Below are 23,441 nucleotides of genomic sequence, written 5' to 3' on the forward strand. Positions count from 1 at the left end.
GAGGTGTTCGACGGCATCAAGGTAGGCCTCACTGTAGGTCGGAAAGTGATGCAGCGTTCTGGTTGTGGACCGCGCCGGCAGTCTACGCAAGCGCGGTGATGTTCCCCGGGAAGCACCACGAACGCGGCCCCGTCGGCTGGCCGAAGGCCAGCGGCTCACGCGGCCTGCACATGCATCGGATCTCGGCATCGGATCGGTCGTGCCGTAAAGTGCATCGCGTGCGCACTGATCCGAGTACCTGGTTCCTGAGCCGGGCCGAGCGCGGAAACCTGGCCACGGACGTGCATGCGGGTGGTGCCGGATCGTCGGCCTGGTCGGAGGGCAACCTCGTGGTGCCCCTGGTGCATGGCGCTACCTACTTCGCTCGGCTGCACGAGGAGCTGACGGCGTTGCAGGCGGGAGACCGTGTCTGGTTCACCGACTGGCGTGGCGATGCCGACGAGCGGCTGCTGCCGGACGGGCCGTCAATCGGCGATCTGCTCGCTGGGCTGGCCCGCTCGGGAGTGGAAGTGCGCGGCCTCGTCTGGAGATCCCACGGGGAAAGCGTGTCGGCCCCGATGAGCGGCCGCTCCAACGAACGGCTGGGTCGCGAGATCAACGAGGCCGGCGGCGAGGTGCTGCTGGACCAGCGCGTGCGCTTCTTCGGCTCGCATCACCAGAAGTTCTTTGTCATCCGCCGTCGGGACGACCCGTCGCGGGACATCGCGTTCGTCGGCGGACTCGACCTTTGCCACGGCCGCCGGGACGACGCCGACCACGCGGGAGACCCGCAGGCGCTGGATATGGATCCCCGGTACGGCAAACGCCCGCCGTGGCACGATGCCTCCCTCGAACTGCACGGCCCCGTGGTGGCAGACCTACTGGCGGTGTTCGCCGAGCGATGGAACGACCCTCACCCACTGGACCGGCGCACGCCCTACCGGATGCTGCTACAGCGTCTCGCCCGCATGCCCCGACACCCCAGGCCCCTGCCGGAATCCGCGCCGCCACCACCGCCGGCGGGCCCGCACGCCGTGCAGCTGCTGCGCACCTACGGTGTGAAGCGCCCACCGTTCCCGTTCGCGCCTGCCGGGGAGCGCAGCATTGCCCGCGCCTACGGGAAAGCCTTCGCCCGCGCACGCTCGCTGATCTACATCGAGGACCAGTACCTGTGGTCCACGGAAGTCGCAGCCGCTCTCGCGGCGGCCCTCACACGCAACCCCGAGTTGACCGTGATCGTCGTCGTGCCCCGGTATCCCGACTCCGACGGGCGTCTCGCCGGGCCGGCAAGCCGGCTGGGCCAGTTGCGGGCACTCAGCATGCTCCGCCGCTCCGCGCCGGGCCGGGTCGGCGTTTTCGACCTCGAGAACGCCGCGGGCACTCCGATCTACGTGCACGCCAAGGTCTGCATCGTCGACGACACGTGGGTCACCTGCGGCTCGGACAACTTCAACCGCCGATCGTGGACCACCGACAGCGAACTCACGTGCGCAGTCATCGATACCACCACAGGCACCCCGGAAGCACCCGGCGCAGGGAACGGCCCCGATGCTTCCGGGCGCCTGGCCCGGGACCTCCGCCGGCAACTGTGGTCGGAGCACCTGGGCCTGGACCCGGACGATCCCGCCCTCGGCGACCCCGCCGCCGCGCTCCGCCTGTGGAACACCACCGCCGACGGCCTCGACGACTGGCACGCAACCGGCCGCCGCGCGACCCGACCCGCGGGACGAGTGCGCCGCCACACTCCCGAACCGGTCACGCGCATCCAGCGGCTCTGGGCGATCCCGATCGGGCGCTTCGTCATGGACCCGGATGGCCGGCCCCGCCCGCTGCGAGGCACCGCGCGCTTTTAGGCCGCGCAGTTCCAGGTCCGAAGGTTTCGCCCAGGCAGCGTCACCGGATCGCAAGTCCTGCAGCAGCTTGGGTTGCGTTCTAGGACTCTGAGGGCACCAAGGGCAGTTCGGCTCCGTAATTCCAAGACATGATGGCCGGCTGCTCGCGGTAGAAGCTGAGCACGGAGACCGATCCAGCGTCCAGGGTGATTTGAGCACCGAATCGAGGGGCCATTCTCAGGTACACGGCTGTCAGAATACGCAGGAAATGGCCGTGCGCGATCAGGGCGACGTTTCCCTCCTCCATCGCAGGCAGCACCCGCGTGAGCACCCGCGATGCGCGGGCGGCGACCTCCTCGACCGTCTCACCGGGCGTGTCACCACGAATCACGCCGTGGGTGAATGCGCTCCAGTTGTAGCCGAGCTCGCTGCGGATGTCGCGGGTCGTACGCCCCTCGTACCCGCCGTAGTCCCATTCGACGAGAAGCGGATCGACGTCGGCACAAAGGCCCGCGAGCTCAGCAGTCCGTCGCGCACGCTGCAGCGGTGAGGTCAGTACGAGCGAGAAATCGTAACCGGCCAGTAGACCACCCGCGCCGCGGGCAAGGTCCTCTCCCCGGGCAGTGAGCGGAACATCCGTGAGCCCAGTGTGTTTGCCATCCTTCGACCACTCCGTCTCCCCGTGGCGCAAGAGAATCAGTTTCCCTGACGGGTTATCCGGAGCGGGTTGGTTGGGCAGCGGATCGTTTGTGATCATAGGGCAACAGTAGTGTCGCGCCTCGGTTCCGATGGAAGTTCTTGATCACCGAAAAGGGTTCAGAATCGTGCCAGGAAGTATCCACCGGAGTTGAAGGCCAACGGGTGCGTCTCCGCCCGCGCTTAGTCAGCGAGGGTCATCACCAGGCGAGGTTCTGCGCGGTAGCCAATCACGGCCAATTCAAGGAGACTGGAGGCGAGCCCGCGCCTCGAGGATTTCATCCGCGCCGCGGCGTCCTTCCGGGCGGTCTCCCGAAGAACCCGGGGTGCGGCCGGGCGGAACCGGCACGTCGCGGAGCAACAGGATTCAGATACACCTGGCCAAGACAACGATGAACGACCCGAGAAAAAGGATCATCCAACATGACTCGCAGTGACATCGGCCGCCACCCGGACTCCTTCGATCTGGAGACCGCCACCACCGAGAACACCAACTATCGAACCGTCGCCTGGACCGGCCGGTATTTGCAGGTCACCCTGATGTGCATCCCGGCCGGACGGGAATATCCATAAAACGGCCGCCGACGCCGGCGAGGACGAGAGCGCCGGCACGGACACTCCACCGGCGTGGACAAAGCAGCCGGCCACGTCCCACCCCGACCAGGCAGCAAGCGACCAATAGCAGAAGCGTTTGCTGAGGCGTCGGACTCGATTCAGTCTGGAAGGCGACCGCGGGAGCGTTGCGCGACCGCGGCCTCCCCATACGGATAGTCGGAGACGACCGGAGCGCTCAGGGCTCCCAGCCGGTCCAGCTGACCAGCACTCAGCTGCACGTGGGCCGCGGACAGGTTCTCGGAGAGCTGTCCGACACTTCGCGCTCCGAGGATCACCGAGGTCACCCCCGGTTGCGCCTCGAGCCAGGCCAAAGACACCTGTGCGCTCGTGGCACCGATCTCGGTCGCGACCTCGGCGACGGCATCGATGATCCGCCAGGTGCGTTCCTTCATATTACGCGGGGCCCAGGCCTCCATTCCACGTGCGGGGTCTTCGCCCAGCCGTGTCGCACCGGTGGGATCGGTGTCGCGCTGGTACTTGCCCGATAGCCACCCACCGCCGAGCGGCGACCAGGGCAGAAGTCCCAGACCCGCATCGAGGGCCGCCGGCACGATCTCAGATTCGATCTCGCGAACGAGCAGGTTGTACTGCGGCTGGAGTGTGACCGGCGCCGTGAAGCCCAAAGCCTTCGCCACGTGCACGGCTTTGGTCAGCTGCCAACCGAGAAAGTTGGAGAAGCCGTAGTAGCTGATCTTTCCGCTTCGGATGGCGTCGTCGAGAAAGCGCAGCGTCTCCTCCGACGGCGTCAACGGGTCCCAGGCGTGCAGTTGATACAGGTCGATGTGCTCCGTTCCCAGCCGACGCAGTGAATCGTCGAGGGCCCGGTGCAAGTGCCGACGACTGGTACCCCGATCGTTTAGGCCGTCGCCCATGGCGAACCGGCCCTTGGTGGCGAGAACGATCTGCTTCCTTTCGGTCGGGTGCGAGGCCAACCACGACCCGATCATCTCTTCCGAGGTTCCGGAACTGTAGACATCCGCAGTGTCGACGAGGGTGCCGCCGGCGCCCACATACGTGTCCAGGAGCGCGTTGGCCATCTCCTCATCGGCTTCCGCCCCAAAGGTCATGGTGCCCAGTGCGTAGGTCGAAACGACTGCGCCGCTGTTGCCGAGTGTGCGATATCGCATCTGCCGGTCCTCTTCTTCTTCAAGGCGGGAGACCCGCAGGGTAACGATCTGAAAGGCTCGAAACACTGAGCTGCACTCCATTATCCGTGGGCGTCATGACCGCGGCAGATGCGATCGTGCCCTCGCAGACGTCGGTCTCCTTCCTCCCCCTCCACGGGCCTGCCTATGGAGCAGGAGCTATCACGCCAGGCCGGATTCCCTGGGGCTGTGTCTAGCGCGAACGCCGGGCTGCACGTGGCAAGCGCAGCTCACGCTCCCCCAACGACGCGAAGTGCGCCTGCACGTCCGCGTCCGTCACCGCCTCAATGGTGCCGGGTTGCCAGACCGGAGTGCGGTCTTTGTCGATGACCTGAGCACGAATACCCTCGACCACATCGGGGCCGGCCACCATGCGCAGCGACACCCGGTACTCCTGCTCCAGCACGTCTTCGAGGCTGCCGAGGTCGCGGGCCCGGCGCAGGGAAGCGAGGGTGACCGAGACGGCGGTCGGCGACTTGGCCAGAATTGCGGTCGCTGCATCGTGCGCTGACGCGACGGGCGACTGCTGCAACCGGGCGATGATCGTGGGCAGGTCGTTGCCGGCGTAGCATTCGTCGATCCAGGCGCGTTCGGCCAACAGCGGGGCCGGTGGCACGGTCGACGCGGCGTGCTCGGCGATGGCTGCGGCAGCGGGCATCCGTTTCAAAGTGGCCACCAGAGAATCAAGCCGCGTCGAGTCGACGAAGCTGTCGGCGAGGCCGAGCGCGATGGCATCGGCGCCGGTCATGGTCGAAGCGGTCAGGGCGAGGTGGGTACCCAGGTCGCCGGGGGCGCGGGAATAGAGCCAGGTTCCGCCGACGTCGGGCACGAAACCGATCGTCGTCTCGGGCATGCCGAGCTTCGTGCGTTCGGTCACGACCCGGTGCGAGGCGTGACCGCTGAGGCCGACTCCCCCGCCGAGCACGATGCGATCCATCAGAGCCACAAACGGTTTGGGATACCTTTTGATCTGGGCGTTCATCGTGTACTCATCGGCCCAGAACTGCGCGTTCCCATCGGGATCGGTGCGGGCATCGCGGTAGATCGACACGATGTCGCCGCCGGCACACAGGGCACGGTCGCCGCTGCCGGTGAGTAGCACGGTGTGCACGGTGGGGTCGTCGGCCCACTCGGTGAGGGCCGCAGCGATCTCACAGATCATCGGGTGGGTCAGCGCGTTGAGCGCCTTGGGCCGGTTCAGAATGATGCGGGCCAGCTGGCCCTCCCGCTGCAGCAGCAGGTCAGGTTCAGTGACAGCGGATGCCGCCGTAGCGCCACTCGACGCCTCTGCCACGCGCGTATCTGAGGAGTTGTGGACCGCGCCAGTGCCAGGCATAGGAGACCTTTCCGCGGCGTTGCGGTGTCGATTCGAGAATAGAGCCGGGTGTCCTGGCCCAGTCTATCGACGGGATTTCTTGTGCGAGCGTGGCTACCGGCTATCCGGGGGTGAGCGCCAGCGGATGACCATCGCGAGGCTCCTGCTCGCCCAGCCGCGCGTCGTCATCCTCGACGAAGCGACTGCGGCGCTGGACTCGACATCTGAGGCCGCCGTGCAGGCGGCGCTCAGCGAGGCGCTCGAGGGACGGACGGCGATGGTGATCGCACACCGCCTCTCCACCATCCGCAACGCGGACCTGATCCTCGTGGTTGAGGACGGCTCGATCGTGGAGCGCGGTACGCACGAGGAACTGCTGGCTGTGGGTGGGCGGTACAAGGAATTGCACCGGACCCAGTTCGCCGTGCAGAACAATGTTGCGGCCGATGAGGAAGCGCTGAGCCGGACCTAGTCACTGTGTCGTTTTCCAAGGTCGCCTGCACCAGCCGCGGAGACACGCGGCGCAGACCATGTAACGGCCAATCGCGTCTGCATATTCACCGGGGATTTCAGCACACTTGCATGTACCCAAGGTAGACACCCGCCGAGTCGACACTGTGGTGCGCGAGGCCGACTAGCTACTCTTCCTGTTGTGACCGAAAGAGAGATGATGCCCCGAACAGCGCGAACCCGGAGGTGGGTGCTGATTCTGGCGATCGGAGGAGGCCTGGGATTCTGGGTTGCCAACTTCGCGATTTCGCTGACCCCCATCGCCGCGGAGTACCGGGCCGCGCTATCGATTGCCTACGGGCCGATGCTGCTGGAAGCCCTGCTCGGCGGACTGGTTCTCGGATTCGGTGTCAGCTACTTGTTGCTCCGCCTCTTCGACCGTCTCCCCACGGAGAGTCCTGTTTGGAAGTCACTGCTGCTGAGCCTCGCCGCCCTGGTCGCCGTCACCGTATTCGTCGAAGTGCCCGCCAAGTTTCTCACCCCGACGGATGATGCCTGGCGATACTTCCTGATCGCGGCGCTGTTCAACGTGGTCAGGATTGCCGCGCTCGGTGTCGTCATCGGCCTTCTCTACGGGAGGCTGCACAGGCGAGTGGAGGACTGACCGTCGGCCCCCGATCATCGCTGCGGCCCGATCTTGCCCCGACTGGGGGTTCCCGTGACTGGATGTCCCCGTTCCGCATCCGTGGGCCCGCTGCTACCCTGCCCATCAGTGACGCGGCTCAGTCGAAGAGGAGGCGAGTGGGATGCCAGCAGGAAAAGTCAATGATATGCCGCCGCGCACTGTGGCCCGCGTCGCTGGCGCCGTCTACCTCGCGTTCGTCCTGGTATCGGTGCTCGCCGGCCTCGTCGGGCACATCGGCATGGGCGGATCCGCGCAGGTCTACGATTCGATCATCACGAACCCCTGGTCATTCCGGCTCGCCCTTGTCTTCGCGTATCTGTCGGCCTTCTTCTTCCTCGTGGCCGCCTGGGGTCTCTACGTTCTGCTGCGACCGGTCAACGGGCATCTGGCGCTGCTCTTCCTCCTGCTCAATGCGGTGGGCGTCGGGATCCAGTGTGCAAGCATGATCCCGCTCATCTCCGCGCTCCTGCAGCAGGATGGAGCGGGCCACCTGCAGTCCTACTCAGCGGACCAACTGAAAGACCTGGCGTACCTGTCAATCGACGTCTACAAGACGGCCTTCGCCACGGCCCAGCTGTTCTTCGGCACGTGGCTGTTCCCGCTGGGCTATCTGGTGTTCAAGTCGGGCTTCCTCCCCAGGATCCTGGGGGTCATTTTGATGATCGACGGCGTTGGGGTCATGATCTGGTTTCTTCAGGCCCTGCTCCTTCCTGCCTACCCCGCGATCAGCTACCCCTCGTTCGTCATCGGCTTCATCGCCGAGGTCGGACTGGCGTTGTGGCTGCTGATCATGGCCGTGAAGGTCGAGCCCGCCGAGGGCGGCCGAACAGGTAAGTGACACCGATTCAGGACGTTGTTTCATCAATCCACCTGCTCTTCGGGTGGGCACGCCTGAATCCCCATCCCCCGCAGGGCGACGGAACCGCGCGCAGGCAGGCTGCTTGGGTGCCGCCGATGAATCTGAACGACGTTCCGGCCCCATCGTCACCGCTCCGCGCTACACGAAAGGACATGGCGGACGAGGCTCGCGCCTGGGCGCGCGCGAACGGCACCGAACTCCGGCTGAAGGGACAGGACCAGCTACACAGCGCCCGAAATGAATCCCCGGAGGTAGGCGCGAAGTGCCGGATCGCAGACGTAGACGTAGGTTCCGCGGATGCCACGGGTCATTAGAACCGCGTAGATGTTGGTGATGAACCGCAGGAGGTCGTCGTCTGTGTATTTCTTGCCGAGGACGTCGTTGTTCTCCTTGCCCTTCTTGTCGAAGTACGACCCCCGATCGACGACCAGCCGGCGCTTCACGGCGTCGTAGCGAAGGTCCGGACCGATAATCACTCCGGCGTAGTTGAGGTCGTACCCCTGCACGGTGTGAATCGAGCCCACTTCGTCCACCGAATTCGACGATGCAATCCAGTCGGTCTGCGTGCTGTTCCAACGCAGTTGACAGCCGTCCAGCTCAATGTCGTACGCGGTCTTGTCTGTCTTGGTTTTCCAGGCCCACGCATATCCGGCGAGCAAGCGCGAGAGGCCGACCTCGGCATCCCTTCGGCGGATCTCCGCGCGCATCGCCACGAGGCTGTCAAACATCCGAAAGTCGTAGCCCTCGAAAGCCTCGGCCTTCACGGTCTGCTGCTCGCTGCCCTGGGGCCCGGCAGCGAGAATACGCCTGATGTAGGCGACATAGTCCGACCCCGCCTGCACTCGCATTTGCGACATCAGTGGATAGTGGCGTCTCGTGAGCTGCGCTTCAACGACGAGACTGTTCAACAGTTCGGGAGGCACATCAGCCGGCCGAACGCTTTGCGCCGCGTCGAGCAGGAAGATCTGATGCTTGCTCTTCGCCGTGATCCAATCGAGCTGGGTCTTCGACTTGTCATCACTGCCAAAAAGCTTCTGGGTGATGAGGCTGAAGTTCTTGTTCTGCACACCGGAGGGCTGATTGGCGCGCTGGTTCAGACGGTGGGATTCGTCGACGATGAGCAGGTCGAAGTCCTGATCGGCGAATCCGACGTCGAACGCTGTCATGACCATGTCCCGCCGAAGCCCCGGAGTCTTGCGGAACACCTTCTTGATCGACTCGCGCAGCGACTGCTGCGGCACCACAAGGCCGATCCGGATGTCGGTGAGAAGCTCCCGATAGCCGTCGACGAAGAACTCGGAAAAGAGGGAGTCCTTGTCCACGTCTTCGTCGGGAGCCAAGTTCGCTATGTCCATGAGCAGTTTGAGCAGGTAGATGGCAACGACAGTCTTGCCGGTACCGGGGTCCCCCTGGACGACGATCGTGCTGTCGGTGCCAGCCGCCAGATCTTCAAAGAGGCCCTCGAGGATGCCGTCCACGGCCACGGCCTGATCCTGCGAGAGGGCTTTGAACGGTGAGAGCTTGAAGAGGTCGCTGTTCTCGATCTCGGGGATGCTTCGAGTGAAGACCCCGTCGCGCCTGAGCTGGTCGAAGACCTCGCGGAACGTCTCGCGGTATCTGCTGCGCTCGTAGTAGTCGGCCTCGGTGATTCCGTCGTTACGGTTCAGGACGCGGTAGACACCGTCACCGGCGAGCATCCGGATGAGGTACGACTCCAGATCGAGGCACACGGACTTGTTGAAGGTGTCGTCAACGATGACCCGAACTGTGCTCAAGTGCTGCTTCTGGGACGAGTCAAAGTGCTGGCGCATTCGTGCCGCCGCGCTCCGAGACTCCCCTACATAGACGTCGTTGAGCCCTCCCGTAATGGCAGGTCTCCTGCCGGCCTTAGCATCGTCCAGGACGTAGACGACAGGCCAGTTGGTGTTGCGGTGGTCGCGCGGCGCCCACGCCCGGACCGCTTCTTTCGTGAAGTCGAGCCTCTCGATTTCAAAGGACGTCATACTTGGCGCTGCGCCCCCGCGACTTGTCCACCGGATACTTCTCGCGCGTCTTGGCCAGCTTGTCCAGAACGATTTGGTTCGGATCGACCCCAAGCCGGTCGGCAAGCAGGATGCAGTAGGTCAGCACGTCGGCAAGCTCATCACGCACTCGATCCGTGTCGGCATCCGCATTCCATTGGTAGCACTCGAGCAGTTCGCCGGCTTCGATGACGATGCTCTTCGCCAGGTTCTCGGGGCTGTGAAACTGCGCCCAATCACGCTCGGCAACGAAAGCCGCGATCTCGTCGCGGACGGAAATATCGTCCATGTCGTAAACCTAACAGCGTCGAGTTGCGTCAAAGGGCTACTGAGCGGCGGTTCGCCGTTCATCAGGCGTCGCAGCCAACGCCGTCCTTGTCGCGGTCAAACTTGGGCTGGAAACCCGGCGATCCCGCGTAGATCGGGGCCGCTCCCGCGGCGCGCACAGCATCGCAGTTCTCGTAGTAGACGTCGACTGGTGCCGGCGCAGGGGCAGGTGCCGGAGCCGGAGCCGGAGCAGGTTCAGGGGCCACGACGACAGGAGCCGGCGCAGGAGGAGCGACAACAACCGGAGCTGGAGCAGGTGTGAACGAGGAGGTCAGCGCCAACTCACCAGCGCAGGAGCCGAGGACGCGGGTCATAGCGTCATGCTCAGCCTGCGTCACCCAGAGACCGTAGGTTGCCTTGACGGACACCTGACGGGCGACATAGTTGCAGCGGATCGCCTTGTTCGACGGCAGCCACGTTGCCGTGTCGCCGTCGCCCTTCTGGGCATTGGAGCGTCCATCGACGGCGAGGAGATTGATGGGATCGTTTGCCAGAGAAATGCGCTGAGCCTGAGTCAGCTGCTGGGCGCCCGTCTGCCATGCATTCGACAGAGCCACCAGGTGGTCGATCTGCACCAACGCCGACGTGTCCTGCCCTCGAACGAAGGCGATGGACGTGGCGGTGTACGGCGAGACCAGGTAACCGGTCATCACCCGACAGGTTCCCGACTTGGTGATGGGGCTCAAGTCCCGAGCGAGGATGTCGTTGCGGGTGTCGCATCCGTTGCGGTCCACGTCGATCCAAGCGGAGCCAAACATGCCCGTGCGTTCGTAGCCGGTCTTCGCGGCCTTCCCCTTGACCGGGATAGTCGCCAGGACCGCAAGTGCCGTCGTGTTGGTGGAGCTTGTGTCAACAGCCACGACCGACGCGACCTCAGTCGGGGCGGAGACGGTCGTAGGGTCAACCGGCGCTTCTTCGGAGAACGCCGGCCCGGGCGTTGTTGTGGGGGTCGGTGTCGGGGTAGGTCTCGGTGTCGCGCTGGTCGTTACTTGCGCAGCCACAGGAGCTTCACTTACACCTGTCGCCGCAGCAGCGACCCCACCTGAAATGAAGAGAACAAGGCTGGCAGCCAGCGCGATCGCAGCCGTCTTGCGGGTTGGAACGGATACCCACGGCCGGCGACCACTGATCGCGTACACGCCCGTCACCAAGGCAGCCATGCCAAGAATGACGAGAATTGCAGGGAATCCACCGACGATTGCGTACATCAGAGAGAAGAAAGCCACCAGGCCGCCGAGGATCCAAGTGGTGAGAGTCAGCTTGGACCGCTTCTGTGTGGCGGCCACGATTGTGGCGGCAGGAGCCTGCGTTGGCTCCGGTTTTTTCCGGCCAAATTTCATCATCTGATCCCCCCACTTCAACGCACTCAACCCGAGTGCAGACATTCCCATTTGAAACGTACTGGAGACAGCGATTGGTCAGAGACCAGACGCACACCCCAGAACGGGGAACCCGTGGGACCGAGCCGGGCCTGGAATGCCGCGCCGCGTGATTTGTGGTCGGTTATGGAGCCGCGAATCGCAAGGTCGAGATGGTTGCCGGCACACAGTGTCCGACACACGCGAAAACGTCCAACTCAGCCGGGCTACGTCCCCGGGCGATAGCCGCCCGGATCACGTTCACCTCGGGTGCTGTGAGCGCATCGGGGAGATGCGGTTCGCGGTACAGGCGGGACACGTGGTCCATCGGATTGCTCGGGAGAATCTCATGCCGCACCGCCAACTCAAGCGCAAGCCGCAGAACGACACGACCTTGCTTGGCCCGGCTGTGGGAGAGCTTCGCCAGCTGCTTGATGAAGTGATCGCAGCGGGCGACGCCAATCTCGCGCAGCGTGAGCCTGCGGAACACCGGGAGCACGAGCGTTCGCATGTTGCGCTCGTACAGATTCCGGGTCGTCCTCGAGATCCGATTTTCCATGTCGATGTCCTCGAGCCAGTACGTCGCCAAGTCCTCGAACGAGCTGTCCGGCGTCAGCGATGTGTTCGTCGGCTGCTGCAGGTATCTCGTCGTGAGCTTGCTCTTCAGCGCTCGCTCGGCGGCCCGGGCGGTGTCTCCGGTGGCCTGAACCTGGCGTGTCTGACCGTCCCAGTCCCGGTAGCGGGTCCGAGCCTCGAACCGGCCGGACGGCGTCACCCGGATGGTGATGTCGCCGAAGGTACTGATCGTCAACCGTGGCCGCGACATTCAGCTCACCGCCGATCGGTACGCCGGGGCGGGCTGGAGGGTTCGCGCTGCTCGGCGATCCAGGCACGCACGTCGGAGATGGCGAACTTCAGGTGCTTGCCGAACCGGTAGGCCGTCGGACCTTTGCCGTGCACGCGCCAGTCGTAGACGGTGGAGATCGGGATGCCCAGGTAGGACGCCAACTCGTTGATGTCCATCAGGGGCTCCAGGCCCCACGCATCGGCGGAGGGGGTAGAGGAGAAGGTTGGGTATTCGTCGTGGATGCTCATACCAGAAAGCTGCGCACCGCAATCCCGGACGATCGGGATGGACCGAGAGCGACGACGGCGTCCCGGATGGGAAGGCCGTCTCAGCGGCCTCGGGGAGGAGTAAATGATGGGCTTGTGATGGGGTAGTCAAATCTCTAACCAAAAAAGTCCCGGAAACCCTTGAGTTTCCGGGACATTTGGTGGGCTGTTCGCGAAACCCGTCAGAGCGCGGATCGCACTCGATCACAGCATGCGTTTTCCTCCGTGTTCCATTCGATTTTCCTCTGGAAGTCCAACGACGTCGCACCGGAAGACAGGGCGTGACCATGAAGGTCCACTGCCCGCGTTACTGCCGCAGGACGTCAGCGAGCTTCGGGCACACTCGCGTTGCTGATGTCGTCGGCGCTCAGCCCGGCATCCACGTTGTCATCAGCGAAGCTGCCGGCCCGGCTGGCAGCCGCCGGACGCCGGAACTTCACGACCGCGTAGAAGGCCAGTCCGATGACCATAAGTACGATGAAGTAGTACGGCAGCGAATTCAGCGGCGCCGCGGGCGCCGGGAAAATGTTGCTGTAGAACACGTAGATCAAAGACAGCGCCCCAATCAGGCCAAGAATCATTGTGCTGACAACGCCCTTCGCATTCGCTTTGCTCAGGAATATTGGCGCGCCGATGCACACCACGATGTAGGCGAGCATGTAGCCGAAAACACCCACGGTGTCGATGTACGTCGTGGCGGCCAACGGGGCTACTCCGATCAGCAAGACCACAGCCGTCGGGACGAACACCACAGGAGCCAGGGTGTAGATCGCATTTGATGGTGTTCGGTGTTTGGGGTGGGCCTTGCCAAACCATGCCCCAATCAAGCCCTCGTTGCCCCATGCGAATACCAGGCGTGCGGCAACCGTGATGCACGCCATCACGACTGCCATGAAGGATGCCGCGAAACCGAGATTGAGGATCGGCTCGATGCCAGTGAGCCCATACTGGGACGCCAAATCGTCCATAGGTGACGTGCTCGCACCAAGCGCGTCCGCTCCCCCCTTGAACGCCGCCACTTGGGCATATGTTGCGAAGACGTAGAGAATGCCGGCGAAAAGGGCGCCGCGACGAATCGCCCGCGGAATCGCCTTGTAAGGGTCTTTCGCCTCTTCGCCGAGAGCCGCCGCGCCCTCGAACCCCACGAATCCGAGAATGGCCAACACGACAGCGAAAACCATTCCGCTGAGGGTCGCCCCGGTCAGCTGGAACTGAGCGGCATCAAAGACGTTGTCACTGGAAATAAGCACGATGGCCAGAACGACGACGATCACGCTGATGGAGAGCACCTCAAGGGTGGCAGAGACTCTGGTCGAAAGCCGAACGCTCGAAATGGTGAGGTAGACGGCGACGATGACCAGCAGCGCGTCGACCAGGATTTGACCCGGCATCTCCCTAAAGAGCGTCAGGCCGAAGCCCTCGAGGAATCTCGAGGCGAAGAAGCCCGCACCGGCGAGGGAACCGGAGGCAATGCCCAAGACCCCAATGAACAGCGCCCAACCGGTGACAAAGCTTCCAGACGGGCCCAAGGCGGGCCGAATGAGAGAGTAGAGCGATCCAGCACCTGCGCGCCGACGAGCCATGACAGCAATCGTCTGGGCGACGGCGAGGATGATCACCATGCCAATCGCAAACGAGAACCAGGCGCCATTGCCTGCGTACAGTGCCATTGCTCCGGGTCCGAACGCAATGACGGCACTGGGCGCGATGTTCGCCACGCTTTGAGCGAGGACCTCGAACGGGGTGACGCTTCGTCGCGCCAACCCGCCAGAGTGGTCGGAGATTCGTGCACTCATTATGGAACCTTCCTTGAGGGGTGGTTTGTACTCTGTTAGCGGCTGGTTAAGGAATAAGGAGTTGCCGGAGTGCGATTCCGGAATCGAGGTCAGCCAGTGCGGCCTCAGCCTCGGCGAGGGGCCGTCGGGCTGAGATCATGGATTCAAGGTCGAGATCACCCGACATCATTTCGTCGACGAGCCTCGGGATATCGCGCTGGGGAACGGTGGATCCGTAGTTGCAGCCGAGAATGCGCTGGTCCGCCTCCGCGAGGATTAGCGGATCGAATCGCGCGGTTTGACCCGTAGGCGGGAGTCCAACCACGACGGCGCAGCCACCGAGCCCGAGCGCCTTGATTGCCTGCTCGGTGGTCGCGATCTTTCCGATCGCATCGAACACGTAGTCCAGGCCTTCCGGCATAAGCTTCTTCATCTCGGCGGGCACGTCCATTTCGGGTGTCACCAACAGGGTGCTGGTTGCACCTAGTTTTCGGGCGAGCTCGAGTTTTTCCTGGGACACATCGACCGCCAATATTTTCGACGCCTTCTCGAGACGGGCACCCTGGATCACAGACAGACCCACTCCTCCGCATCCGATGACAGCAGCCGTCGAGCCCGCCTTGAACTGAGCGGTGTTTCGCACTGCCCCCACTCCCGTCGCGATAGCGCACCCGATAAGGGCGATGAGATCAAGCGGGGCATCGGAACGAACCTTGATCGCGCCCGATTCAGGGACCACGGCCTGCCTCGCGAAAGATGAGACACCGAGGTAGTGGTGAATACTCTCCCCACCGCGCGAGAGGCGACTCGTCCCGTCGAAGAGGACACCACCCGGAGCCACGACAGTGGCCGCCAGTTCGCACTGAGCTGGTCGTCCGAGCTCGCAGTAGCGGCACTTTCCGCAGTAGGGCACCCAGGACAGGACAACGTGGTCGCCAACGTCGAGTGACGTGACACCCTCGCCGACCGCGGCGACGACACCGGAGCCTTCATGCCCCATAACCAGCGGCAGCGGTACCGACCACTCGCTACGAATAACGTGCAGGTCCGAGTGGCAGACTCCAGCAGCGGCGATATCCACCAGGACCTCACCAGGGCCGGGAGCAGCGAGAACAACATCACTGTAATGAACTCTCTTACCGTCGAAAACCACAGCCTTCATCAGCCAAACCTCGTTGTCAGTCCCGGTGCACCGTCGCACTTTGCGAAGTGGATCAGATACTTACAGGTTTTATGGCATAAATCAATCAACTCGTATCGCGAGTGCTGGAATGCGCGATCATAGAGTCATGTCATCCCTCCCAAGCGAAGCCCGAGGCATGGAAGACGTGGGTCCCCAACTCCGGAAGACGCGCGTAACCCGAGGAATGTCCCTCACCAAAGTTGCCGAAATGGCCGGGATCACGAAGGGTTTCCTGAGCCTCGCCGAACGTGGCAAGACGCGAGTTTCCGTTCCCGTGCTCCTGAAGATCTGTGAGGTCTTGGACGTCACGATCGGCTCACTGTTCACCTACCCGAGCGAACCGCTCGTTCAGGGCGGAGTCCCCATTTACATGGGCGGTGTCGACCTTCAGGAATTTCTGCTTACGCCAGTCTCCGAAAAGCACATTCAGGTCATGCGTACGACCATGCAGCCTCAGGGCGGCTCCGACGGGGTCTACACGCTCGACGCAGAGTCGATATTCGTTGTCGTGACACAGGGCCAACTGTCGCTCGAATTGGATGGACAAGTACAAGTCCTCGAGGCAGGACACTCGATGACGTTTTCCGCACGCAAGCCCCACAGCTGGCATAATCCCTTATCGACTGAAAGCCAAGTTCTCTGGGTCATCTCGCCGCCCTTGTCAATGAAGAAACAGGACGCCCTCGCCCGGCAGATGGGCGATGCCGGCATTCACTAGGAGCACGGTCGGTACATTGGAAACCAGGGGTTTCGATTGCCCAGCCGATGGTGCGCTCGCCATGTGCCGTCGTAATCGACGATGACGATCGCACGACTCTCACGACCACCGATCAGGCAACCAGGGGTTGGGGTCGGAAGCCCGACCCGGGCGCGCGGTCGCAGATAGACGACATGTAGTCGTCTTGCCAGCAGGCGCCCGGGTCATGGAGCCCCGCCGCGGACATGCACCCAGCGGCGGGCCCGACCGGATCGGTCAGGGACGGATGTACGCGCCAGACTCGATCGGCAGGCCGGCCTCTACCCAATCCTGAATGCCCTCGCTGTACTTGCGAATATTGGAGTATCCAGCAGCAGTGAGCATGTTCGCAACGTTCTGACTGTTCGGGCAGGAAGCATTCGAACAGTAGGTGATGATCGCGGCGTCCTTGTCCGGAAGCAAGCTCGAGGCCTGCAGCGCGACATCCGCTCCCACGAGTGGCAGCGCCCCCGGAAGGTGCTGCTGCTCGTAGTACATGCCTCCCAGCGCGTCGATCACGGTGACGGTCCGAGAGTCGATGGCCGCCTTGAGGTCGTCGCGGGTAATGAGTTTGGTCATGATGCCCTTTCTTGTTTATGTGCGTGCGCACGCAACAATATCAATCTGTGCGTGCGCACGCAACTCGGGTATGTTTTAGGGCATGCCCTCTCGCAAGAAGCTCGCCGCCGAAGCTTGGGGCGCACTGCTTCAAGTGCACGCCGCCCTCGTCCCTGCGCTGGACAAGGAAGTCCAAAGGCAGACCGGCTTGCCTCTGTCGTGGTACGACGTGCTGCTCGAGCTAGCGGCGGAACCTGCCGGCCGGCTGCGGATGACCGACCTTGCGGAACGGGTGGTCCTTAGCCGATCCAGGGTCAGCCGTCTCGTCGATGAACTGGCGAGCCGAGGCCTGATCACCAAGGAGGAGCATCCAGACGACCGGCGCTCAGCGTACGCAGCAATCACAAAAGCGGGACTCGCCGAGTTCCAGTCAACCGCCCCGGTTTATGTGAGCGCGATCGAATGCCAGTTCGCGGCCAACCTCACAGACGAGGATCTAGCACTCTTGGGGCGAGTCCTCAACAAGATCCGAAAGCCCGCAGGATGACCCTAAGGCCAATAGTGCCCGAGAATCTGGCGTTCACGGAACTATAAACAACGGAGTTCAAGTCCCCAACGCGTTCCCGCACGAGAATCGCGTGCATGAAAGCGCCGATTCATTGAAGAGCTCACAACGACGGGATGTCGCCCTCGACGCAGGATTCATCGGAGCGCCTCTTCACGCCTCCTCCTCAAAGCAGAGCGGGGGTGTCGGCGCCGTTTGACGGCGAGCCGACGACCACACAAACTCAAGTAATACAGCTACTTGACGTCCCGACGATCAACAAACCGCCTGCGGTATTCCGTTGGGGTGATGCCGACCAGTCGCGTGAAGTGATGTCTCAGCAAGGGGGCCGCACCGAACCCTGATTCTGCCGCGATGTCCTCAACCGAAAGACGCGTATCGTCCAACAGCTCCCGCGCGCGTGCGACTCGTTGCTGGGTGAGCCACGTATGTGGCGCACAGCCGACTTCGGCCATGAAGCGACGTGTGAGCGTCCGTTCCGCAACACCAGCGACGCGTGCCATGGCCGCGACCGTGATGGTGCGCGCGAAGTTTTCGGTGATCCAATCAAGAGTGGGCTGCAGACTCTGATCTGAGCGACCAACCACCGGTCTCTCGATGAACTGCTTCTGACCCCCGTCCCGGTGGGGCGAAACAACCATGCGTCTTGCAATTCGGTTCGCCACGGCCGAGCCAAGTTCCGTGCGCACAATGTGCAGGCAGGCGTCGATCCCCGCGGCCGTGCCCGCGCTGCTGACGATCGTCCCATCCTGCGCATAGAGGATGTCGCTGTCAACTCGCACGGCCGGGTATTCGCGCGCCAGCAGTTCCGCATAGCGCCAATGCGTGGCCACCGTGCGGTCGTCCAGGAGCCCGGCCGCTGCCAGCGCGAAGGCACCCGAGCAAAGAGACATCACGTACGCACCCCGTCGCTCAGCATCCCGTAGCGCGCTCATCACCGCTTCGCTCGGCGGGCCGGTGAGCGACGACGAGGGGACGGCGACCAGATCAGCGTCTGCTGCGGCGTCCAACGCCTTGGTTGCCACAACGAACGAGCCTGGTCCCGCTGCCAGCGGCTCGTTCGGATTCTCGGCACACACTACATACTCGAACTTCGGCACTCCGTCGGCCGACCGATCAACGCCGAACACTTCTGTGAGCACGCCGAATTCAAACAGAGCGACGGGGGGTTGAAGGATGACGGCGATCTTCTTGAGCACTCGACCAGTATGGCCGTATCTTGTCTATAAGCCGCGTTTATGCCACTGGCATGTGCCAAGTTACAACACGACGATAGGTCTTATGTCCCTTCTCTCGAGCAATGTCTCATCCCCTTCTCACAGTGCACCGGGCGTCATGACGGCGTGGACCACGACCGGCAACGGCATAGAGAATATGTCAACCGTCTGGGTTCCGGTGCCCCAACCCGGCCGAGGCGAGGTGTTGGTCAAGATCGCCGCCCTCTCGCTGAACTATCGCGACCTCATGGTGATCAATGGGGTCGGCAACTGGAAGCCAACGAGCCGCGTGGTGCCGCTTTCAGATGCCGTCGGCACAGTCGTTGGCGTCAGAGAGGGCGTTGACCGGTTCGATCTCGGGGATCGTGTTTCGGCCATGTTCCTGCCGAAGTGGCGATCGGGTCAGCTTACCCGCGAGACGTATGTGAATCCGATCGGCGGACCCATCAATGGCGGCATGTTGGCCGAGTACGTGGTCGTGTCACAGGACAACGCCGCGAGAACGCCGCGCAGCCTCGACGACGAGCACGCCGCAACTCTCCCGATTGCCGCCCTGACCGCATGGCATGCCGTGGCACGGCGAAGTCGCGTCCAGCGGGGTGAAACAGTACTGATCCACGGCACTGGCGGCGTGGCCTTGTTCGCGCTGCAGTTTGTCCTGGCGCTCGGCGGGATTCCGATCATTACCTCCAGCAGTGACGAGAAGCTGGATAGAGCGCGCAAATCCGGCGCCGCATACTCGATCAACTACAAATCCACCCCCGACATCGCCGCGGAAGTGATGAGGCTCACTGGCGGGGAAGGGGTCAATCATGTGATCGAAACGATCGGCGGGGAAAACCTCAATCGATCGCTTGAAGCCGTGAAGATTGGCGGGACGATTAGCTTCGTTGGGCTCATCGCCGGCCTGGCCGCGCAGATCAACACCTACGAATTCGTGACAAGACATGTGACCATTCACGGAATCGAAACCGGATCGCGGGAAATGTTCGAGGAGATGGTCCAGTTCATCGATAACCACGGGATCGTTCCTGTCCTCGACTCTACGTACCCCGTTCACCGGATCCGTGAGGCGCTGCAGCATCTGACAGAGGGCAAGCACTTCGGCAAGGTTGTGATCACGATCCCAGCCTCGAACCTCCAGTAGTTCATCCGAGTTATCCCGGACGAGTCGGCGCGCGAGTCAGATCCCACGCCAGCTCCACTGAAGCTCAGTGTCGAGCAGGATTATGTCCTCCCGCGCTGCGTGCTGCTGGAGCGGGACTCCCCCTCGCAGATATGGGCGTGGTGCTCGGCAGGAGCGCGAACGGTTCCAAAATGCCGGGGCGTCTGCTGCCCTTCAGGCCAAGCCCTGCCAAGGCACGAGGTCAGAATAGACCGTCTATGTCGTGCCCAGGCACTACAACGGGGCATTAAGTGAAAGCTTCTCAAGGTCAGCAAGCGGCTTCCGTTTGCTCCCCCGGCTGCAGCACGAGCTCCCTACAGGTCACGTCCTCGCGAGTGGTGGGGTTCCCCAGTCGTGAGCGTTGACGATTCTGTGCGACCCCAACCGATCCCGATGCCCGTACCGGGGCCAGCGGATTGTCGGCCTGAGTCATATCAATCTCTATGACCCGGCGCGGAGGACGTCCGGCAGCTCTCGGACGAGCACCTGGACGACATGTTCGCTACCTCGCCGGTGGACAGGGTGCACGCCCTGCACCACAGGTGCACTGTCCGAACTGGGGCAACGTTTTGGACTGCAGAGAAGACGGCGCTCAACTGCACTGCGCCGCACCTTTAGGCCCGGCCTCTGGGGCGCAGTGGCTATCGGGCGTCCGGGCGGAGCCGTGGTACCTGTTCGAGCAGATCGGCGGTGGTAACGACCGTGGCGAATTCCCCGTCTAGATTTACCCCGGTCATCCGGGACAGGGCAGCTGCCGCGACGTTCTCACCGTCCTGAGCGATGCGGTCAAAGGTATGGGTGGCGTCCAGGGGGAAGTACACCCGGTAACCGAGGTTGCCCCCCACTCGCGCTGTGGTTTCGCAGCAATGGTTGGTTGTGATTCCGCAGACGACCAGTTCCTCGATGGCGTTCTCTTGCAGCCAGGCGTGCAGGTCAGGAGTGCCGTGGAAGCTGGAATTGACACTTTTCGTCACCAGGAGATCCGAGGTGCCCGTGATGATGTCCTTGAACGCGTTTCCGGGGTTATCCGGGTGGAGAGGTGAGGAGGGTGCGGTGGAGTCATGGCGGACGAAGATGACGGGTCGACCGGTTTCCCGCCAGCGCGTCAACAGAGCCTCGATGTTCGCCTCGCACGACGGATTATCTCGCGGACCCCAGTAGGCGGCCTCATCGAAGGCCTGTTGGACGTCGACAATCACGAGAGCGGCGCGCGGATCCAGGATTCGAGGCAAGGACCGGTGGTCAGTCATGGTGTTCCGTTCAGAGAGTTGCGTCGTTCTATGAGGATGGTATCGCGCCACGTGCCAGCAGCAGGTCCGTACGACATCAGCGCGATTCGTTCACGTCGGCCGATAACCCGGAATCCGGCGCCCTCGTGTAGGCGCAGGCTGGCTGTGTTCTCCGGGAAGACCGAGGACTGGATCGTCCAGTGCCCATTCTCCTCGGCGGCGGTGATGAAGCTCTTCAGGAGCAGGCTGCCGACGCCGGCGCCGCGCGCGTCTGATGCGACATAGACCGAGTGCTCGATGACTCCCCGGTAGACCGCGCGCGTAGACACGGGTGTTGCAGCGACCCACCCAAGGACTCTGTCGTCGTCTACAGCGACGAGGCGTGGTTCCAGGATGCGCGTGCAGTCGAACTGCGCCCATCCGGCCGGCGGGTTCGCCTCAAAGGTGGCGTGGCCAGTGGCGATCCCCGCGGCATAGATCGTCCGCACAGCCGGCCAGTCCGCCGCTGTCATGGGGCGCACGATCGTCACGAGCAGAACCCCTCAAGCGGTGTCGCGGAGCACGACGACGTGGACGCAAGCGATGCGGAGCAGACGGCGGCGGCAGGCAAGGTCAGGGCGACGGTTGATGCCGCGGTGCGGCCACCGTCGAGGTGCGCGACTCTGGAGCGGACGGCGTCAAATATCGGGAGTTCGTCGGCTGATATTGCCGACTCAGTGGCGCCACGCAGAACCAGCGGCCCCGACACATACTCAGCAGTTGCAGGGTCGAACACCGGATCGGTGAGGAAGGTCCGCCATCCGAATTCAACAAGCATCGTTGCTGTATCTACATTCGCCACAGTCGTCTGCAATGGTCATCCTTTGAATTCTGACTTCACCATCAGATAAAACACGTACGTACGATCGTACAGGTAATTTGGGCGACTATACGCACGATGGACTGGGGCGTATCCAGTACAGGCTCGACCAGAAGTCGACGACGACGCCGATGCCGGTGACGGTGACGGCGACTTGCCTATTCAACGGTGCGCGCATGCAGGTGCTCCCTCTTACGACCCGATCAGTTTGAAGTCCAACCCACCGGACGTCTGTGCCGTGCCCCGAGACGCCCAGTTGGCTGCAAACAGTTCATCCGTTTCAACTAAGGTCAGAACGATTCGGGAGCATGGCACACGCAGTCCTACCCCTGGCACACGCCCGGACGGCGCCGGCGACGAGCTCTGCACTCGCGGACGAGCGGTCAGCTGCAGCAGCCGGCTTGAGAAGGATGTCTGGTTTCGTCGGCCGTCGCACATGAGGATCCGTCCGGCGTGAGGCTGGTGGAGCACACGCCCGTCGCCGGCAGCGTGAGCTCGACGTTGCTCGCTGCCGTGATGTCGCCGGCGATCCATGCGGTGATGGAGCGTACCTGTTCGTATCCGGTGGCGAGCAGGAAGGTGGGCGCGCGGCCATAGCTCTTCATTCCTGCCAGGAAGAATCCAGGCTCCGGGTGGGTGAGCTCGGCAAAACCGTGAGGCTCGACGTCGCCACAGGTGTGGACGTTTGGGTCGATGAGCGGCGCGAGGCGCTTGGGCGCTTCAATGATCTCGTCTAGTTCGAGGCGGATCTCTCGAAGCATGCCAAGGTTCGGTCGAAATCCGGTAGCGCTGACCACGAGGTCGGTGTCGTGCTGGAAGAATTCGCCGGCGCGGGCGCCGTAGAGGCGGACTCCGTCGTCGATACGGCCGAGTCGCACGATCTCGAATCGGTCAACAACGTCGATACGCCCGGCGCTGACGAGCGCGTCGACGCGGCGGCCGATCGACGCCCGCGCAGCGAGCCCGTCGTCGTCAGAAGTCGTAACCCGGGCAGCGCTTGCGTTTCGGATCAACCACGTGATTCGAGTTCTCGGTTCCTGCTCGGTCAGCTCCGCCAACGCCAGCAGCGTGTTCGCGGCGGAGTGACCTGCGCCGACCACCGTCGTATGCCGGCCGGCGAAGCGCTCGCGATCACGACCGAGAACGTCGGGCAGGGCGTGGCTGACCCGGTCGGCAACCTCGGCGAGTCCGAGTGGATCCAGCCCCGACGAGGCGAGGCTGTTCGGATGCGCATAGGTGCCCGACGTGTCGATCACGGCGCGCGCAGTGAACTCCTGGACGCCCTCAACGGTTCGAGCACGGATCAGGAACGGCGTCGACGCACGATGTGCAGTGCGGGTGCGGTCCATGCCCCGCCGAGTCACCGCCTCAACCACGACGCCGGTCCGGATGCGCAGGGCAAGTGAGTCGAGCGCCGCAAGGGGCTCCAGATAGTTCTCCACGAGTTCGGCACCCGTCGGGAGACCCTCGGGGTCCGGCAACTGCCACCCAGTTGCTTCGAGCAGTCGGCGCGACGCGGGGTCAACGACGTGCTTCCACGGCGAGAACAGCCGAGTGTGCCCCCACTGCCGAATGCTGGAGGCGATCTCGTCGCCCGACTCGTAGATCACGAATTCGATTCCGCGCTCGACGAGGTTGGCGGCGGCAGCAAGCCCGACCGGGCCCGCGCCAATGATCGCGACCGGCAGGGTTTCCAGGCTGCGCTGCTGCACGCTCGGGACGGCGAGATCGATCAATGTCATGATGGTGTGCTCCCTTA

Annotated in this window: 23 protein-coding genes and 1 pseudogene; 8 read left to right on the plus strand and 16 right to left on the minus strand. The window is 63.3% G+C overall.

The features are described from left to right. The first annotated feature begins 218 nt into the window (after nt 1–218). Nucleotides 219–1,832, plus strand: coding sequence for a phospholipase D-like domain-containing protein (locus tag IWX89_RS08230; RefSeq protein WP_307836469.1), 1,614 nt, complete (start codon nt 219–221; stop codon nt 1,830–1,832). A gap of 79 nt (nt 1,833–1,911) precedes the next feature. Here IWX89_RS08230 and IWX89_RS08235 read toward each other — a convergent pair whose 3' ends face one another. Continuing rightward, on the minus strand, nt 1,912–2,568 hold the full coding sequence (locus IWX89_RS08235) for a histidine phosphatase family protein (protein WP_196903078.1): 657 nt from the start codon (nt 2,566–2,568) through the stop codon (nt 1,912–1,914). Nucleotides 2,569–2,930: 362 nt separating this feature from the next. Between IWX89_RS08235 and IWX89_RS18445 the strand changes: the two genes are divergently transcribed. Continuing rightward, nucleotides 2,931–3,080 carry a hypothetical protein gene (locus tag IWX89_RS18445; protein ID WP_231383043.1) on the plus strand — a complete coding sequence of 50 codons (150 nt, stop codon included), beginning with the start codon at nt 2,931–2,933 and terminating at the stop codon, nt 3,078–3,080. A 140-nt stretch (nt 3,081–3,220) separates the two neighbouring features. Here the strand turns inward: IWX89_RS18445 and IWX89_RS08245 are convergent, their stop codons facing one another. Together IWX89_RS08245 and IWX89_RS08250 are read right to left on the minus strand one after the other, a co-directional pair. Next, nucleotides 3,221–4,249 (minus strand): aldo/keto reductase, encoded by a 1,029-nt coding sequence (locus tag IWX89_RS08245; RefSeq protein ID WP_196903079.1) that lies wholly within the window; start codon nt 4,247–4,249, stop codon nt 3,221–3,223. A 211-nt stretch (nt 4,250–4,460) separates the two neighbouring features. Continuing rightward, nucleotides 4,461–5,561: an enoyl-CoA hydratase/isomerase family protein gene (locus IWX89_RS08250; RefSeq protein ID WP_307836470.1), complete on the minus strand. Its 1,101-nt coding sequence runs from the start codon at nt 5,559–5,561 to the stop codon at nt 4,461–4,463. Between the two features lie 127 nt (nt 5,562–5,688). Between IWX89_RS08250 and IWX89_RS08255 the strand changes: the two are divergent. The 3 genes and pseudogenes from IWX89_RS08255 to IWX89_RS08265 form a co-directional block, all read left to right on the plus strand. Continuing rightward, nucleotides 5,689–6,054: pseudogene (locus IWX89_RS08255) on the plus strand (ATP-binding cassette domain-containing protein); the annotation flags it as partial. Between the two features lie 228 nt (nt 6,055–6,282). After that, complete coding sequence (locus IWX89_RS08260) at nt 6,283–6,696, plus strand: hypothetical protein (RefSeq protein ID WP_196903081.1); 414 nt, start codon at nt 6,283–6,285, stop codon at nt 6,694–6,696. 166 nt (nt 6,697–6,862) lie between these two features. Next, nucleotides 6,863–7,555: a DUF4386 domain-containing protein gene (locus tag IWX89_RS08265; protein ID WP_196903082.1), complete on the plus strand. Its 693-nt coding sequence runs from the start codon at nt 6,863–6,865 to the stop codon at nt 7,553–7,555. A 242-nt stretch (nt 7,556–7,797) separates the two neighbouring features. Here IWX89_RS08265 and IWX89_RS08270 read toward each other — a convergent pair whose 3' ends face one another. The 7 genes from IWX89_RS08270 to IWX89_RS08300 form a co-directional block, all read right to left on the minus strand. Further along, the gene (locus IWX89_RS08270; protein WP_196903083.1) at nt 7,798–9,579 is read right to left on the minus strand and encodes a DUF2075 domain-containing protein; all 1,782 of its coding nucleotides are present in this window, start codon (nt 9,577–9,579) and stop codon (nt 7,798–7,800) included. Further along, nucleotides 9,566–9,886 carry a nucleotide pyrophosphohydrolase gene (locus tag IWX89_RS08275; protein WP_196903084.1) on the minus strand — a complete coding sequence of 107 codons (321 nt, stop codon included), beginning with the start codon at nt 9,884–9,886 and terminating at the stop codon, nt 9,566–9,568. The genes IWX89_RS08270 and IWX89_RS08275 overlap by 14 nt, the downstream gene beginning before the upstream one ends. Nucleotides 9,887–9,947: 61 nt before the next feature. Continuing rightward, nucleotides 9,948–11,267, minus strand: a complete 1,320-nt coding sequence (locus IWX89_RS08280; protein WP_231383044.1) for a DUF1524 domain-containing protein — start codon at nt 11,265–11,267, stop codon at nt 9,948–9,950. Nucleotides 11,268–11,427: 160 nt separating this feature from the next. Continuing rightward, complete coding sequence (locus IWX89_RS08285) at nt 11,428–12,093, minus strand: hypothetical protein (RefSeq protein WP_231383045.1); 666 nt, start codon at nt 12,091–12,093, stop codon at nt 11,428–11,430. A gap of 20 nt (nt 12,094–12,113) precedes the next feature. After that, nucleotides 12,114–12,377, minus strand: coding sequence for a helix-turn-helix domain-containing protein (locus IWX89_RS08290; RefSeq protein ID WP_231383046.1), 264 nt, complete (start codon nt 12,375–12,377; stop codon nt 12,114–12,116). A 341-nt stretch (nt 12,378–12,718) separates the two neighbouring features. After that, nucleotides 12,719–14,191 (minus strand): APC family permease, encoded by a 1,473-nt coding sequence (locus IWX89_RS08295; protein WP_196903086.1) that lies wholly within the window; start codon nt 14,189–14,191, stop codon nt 12,719–12,721. 46 nt (nt 14,192–14,237) lie between these two features. Next, a complete protein-coding gene (locus IWX89_RS08300) occupies nt 14,238–15,332 on the minus strand; it encodes an alcohol dehydrogenase catalytic domain-containing protein (protein WP_196903087.1) in 1,095 nt (364 codons plus the stop codon). A gap of 157 nt (nt 15,333–15,489) precedes the next feature. Between IWX89_RS08300 and IWX89_RS08305 the strand changes: the two genes are divergently transcribed. After that, on the plus strand, nt 15,490–16,071 hold the full coding sequence (locus tag IWX89_RS08305; RefSeq protein ID WP_255548538.1) for a helix-turn-helix domain-containing protein: 582 nt from the start codon (nt 15,490–15,492) through the stop codon (nt 16,069–16,071). Between the two features lie 255 nt (nt 16,072–16,326). Here IWX89_RS08305 and IWX89_RS08310 read toward each other — a convergent pair whose 3' ends face one another. After that, entirely contained in the window at nt 16,327–16,668 is a 342-nt protein-coding gene (locus IWX89_RS08310; RefSeq protein ID WP_196903089.1) for a rhodanese-like domain-containing protein, read from the minus strand. Nucleotides 16,669–16,750: 82 nt separating this feature from the next. Between IWX89_RS08310 and IWX89_RS08315 the strand changes: the two genes are divergently transcribed. Next, nucleotides 16,751–17,194 (plus strand): MarR family winged helix-turn-helix transcriptional regulator, encoded by a 444-nt coding sequence (locus IWX89_RS08315; RefSeq protein WP_196903090.1) that lies wholly within the window; start codon nt 16,751–16,753, stop codon nt 17,192–17,194. 254 nt (nt 17,195–17,448) lie between these two features. On the opposite strand, the gene IWX89_RS08320 is transcribed toward IWX89_RS08315, so the two are convergent. After that, on the minus strand, nt 17,449–18,411 hold the full coding sequence (locus IWX89_RS08320; protein ID WP_196903091.1) for a helix-turn-helix domain-containing protein: 963 nt from the start codon (nt 18,409–18,411) through the stop codon (nt 17,449–17,451). A 136-nt stretch (nt 18,412–18,547) separates the two neighbouring features. On the opposite strand from IWX89_RS08320, the gene IWX89_RS08325 reads away from it, so the two are divergent. Next, on the plus strand, nt 18,548–19,576 hold the full coding sequence (locus tag IWX89_RS08325) for an NAD(P)-dependent alcohol dehydrogenase (protein WP_196903092.1): 1,029 nt from the start codon (nt 18,548–18,550) through the stop codon (nt 19,574–19,576). A 659-nt stretch (nt 19,577–20,235) separates the two neighbouring features. Here the strand turns inward: IWX89_RS08325 and IWX89_RS08330 are convergent. The 4 genes from IWX89_RS08330 to IWX89_RS08345 all read right to left on the minus strand — a co-directional run bounded on the left by IWX89_RS08330 (nt 20,236) and on the right by IWX89_RS08345 (nt 23,424). Beyond that, the gene (locus IWX89_RS08330; protein ID WP_196903093.1) at nt 20,236–20,844 is read right to left on the minus strand and encodes a cysteine hydrolase family protein; all 609 of its coding nucleotides are present in this window, start codon (nt 20,842–20,844) and stop codon (nt 20,236–20,238) included. Then, the gene (locus IWX89_RS08335) at nt 20,841–21,335 is read right to left on the minus strand and encodes a GNAT family N-acetyltransferase (RefSeq protein ID WP_196903139.1); all 495 of its coding nucleotides are present in this window, start codon (nt 21,333–21,335) and stop codon (nt 20,841–20,843) included. The genes IWX89_RS08330 and IWX89_RS08335 overlap by 4 nt, the downstream gene beginning before the upstream one ends. A gap of 14 nt (nt 21,336–21,349) precedes the next feature. Further along, the gene (locus IWX89_RS08340) at nt 21,350–21,640 is read right to left on the minus strand and encodes a hypothetical protein (protein WP_196903094.1); all 291 of its coding nucleotides are present in this window, start codon (nt 21,638–21,640) and stop codon (nt 21,350–21,352) included. Nucleotides 21,641–22,065: 425 nt separating this feature from the next. Next, on the minus strand, nt 22,066–23,424 hold the full coding sequence (locus tag IWX89_RS08345; protein ID WP_196903095.1) for an NAD(P)-binding domain-containing protein: 1,359 nt from the start codon (nt 23,422–23,424) through the stop codon (nt 22,066–22,068). Between the last annotated feature and the right edge of the window lie 17 nt (nt 23,425–23,441).

It is taken from the genome of Cryobacterium sp. MP_M3, from assembly GCF_015752155.1.
In the GTDB taxonomy this organism is placed as follows: domain Bacteria; phylum Actinomycetota; class Actinomycetes; order Actinomycetales; family Microbacteriaceae; genus Cryobacterium.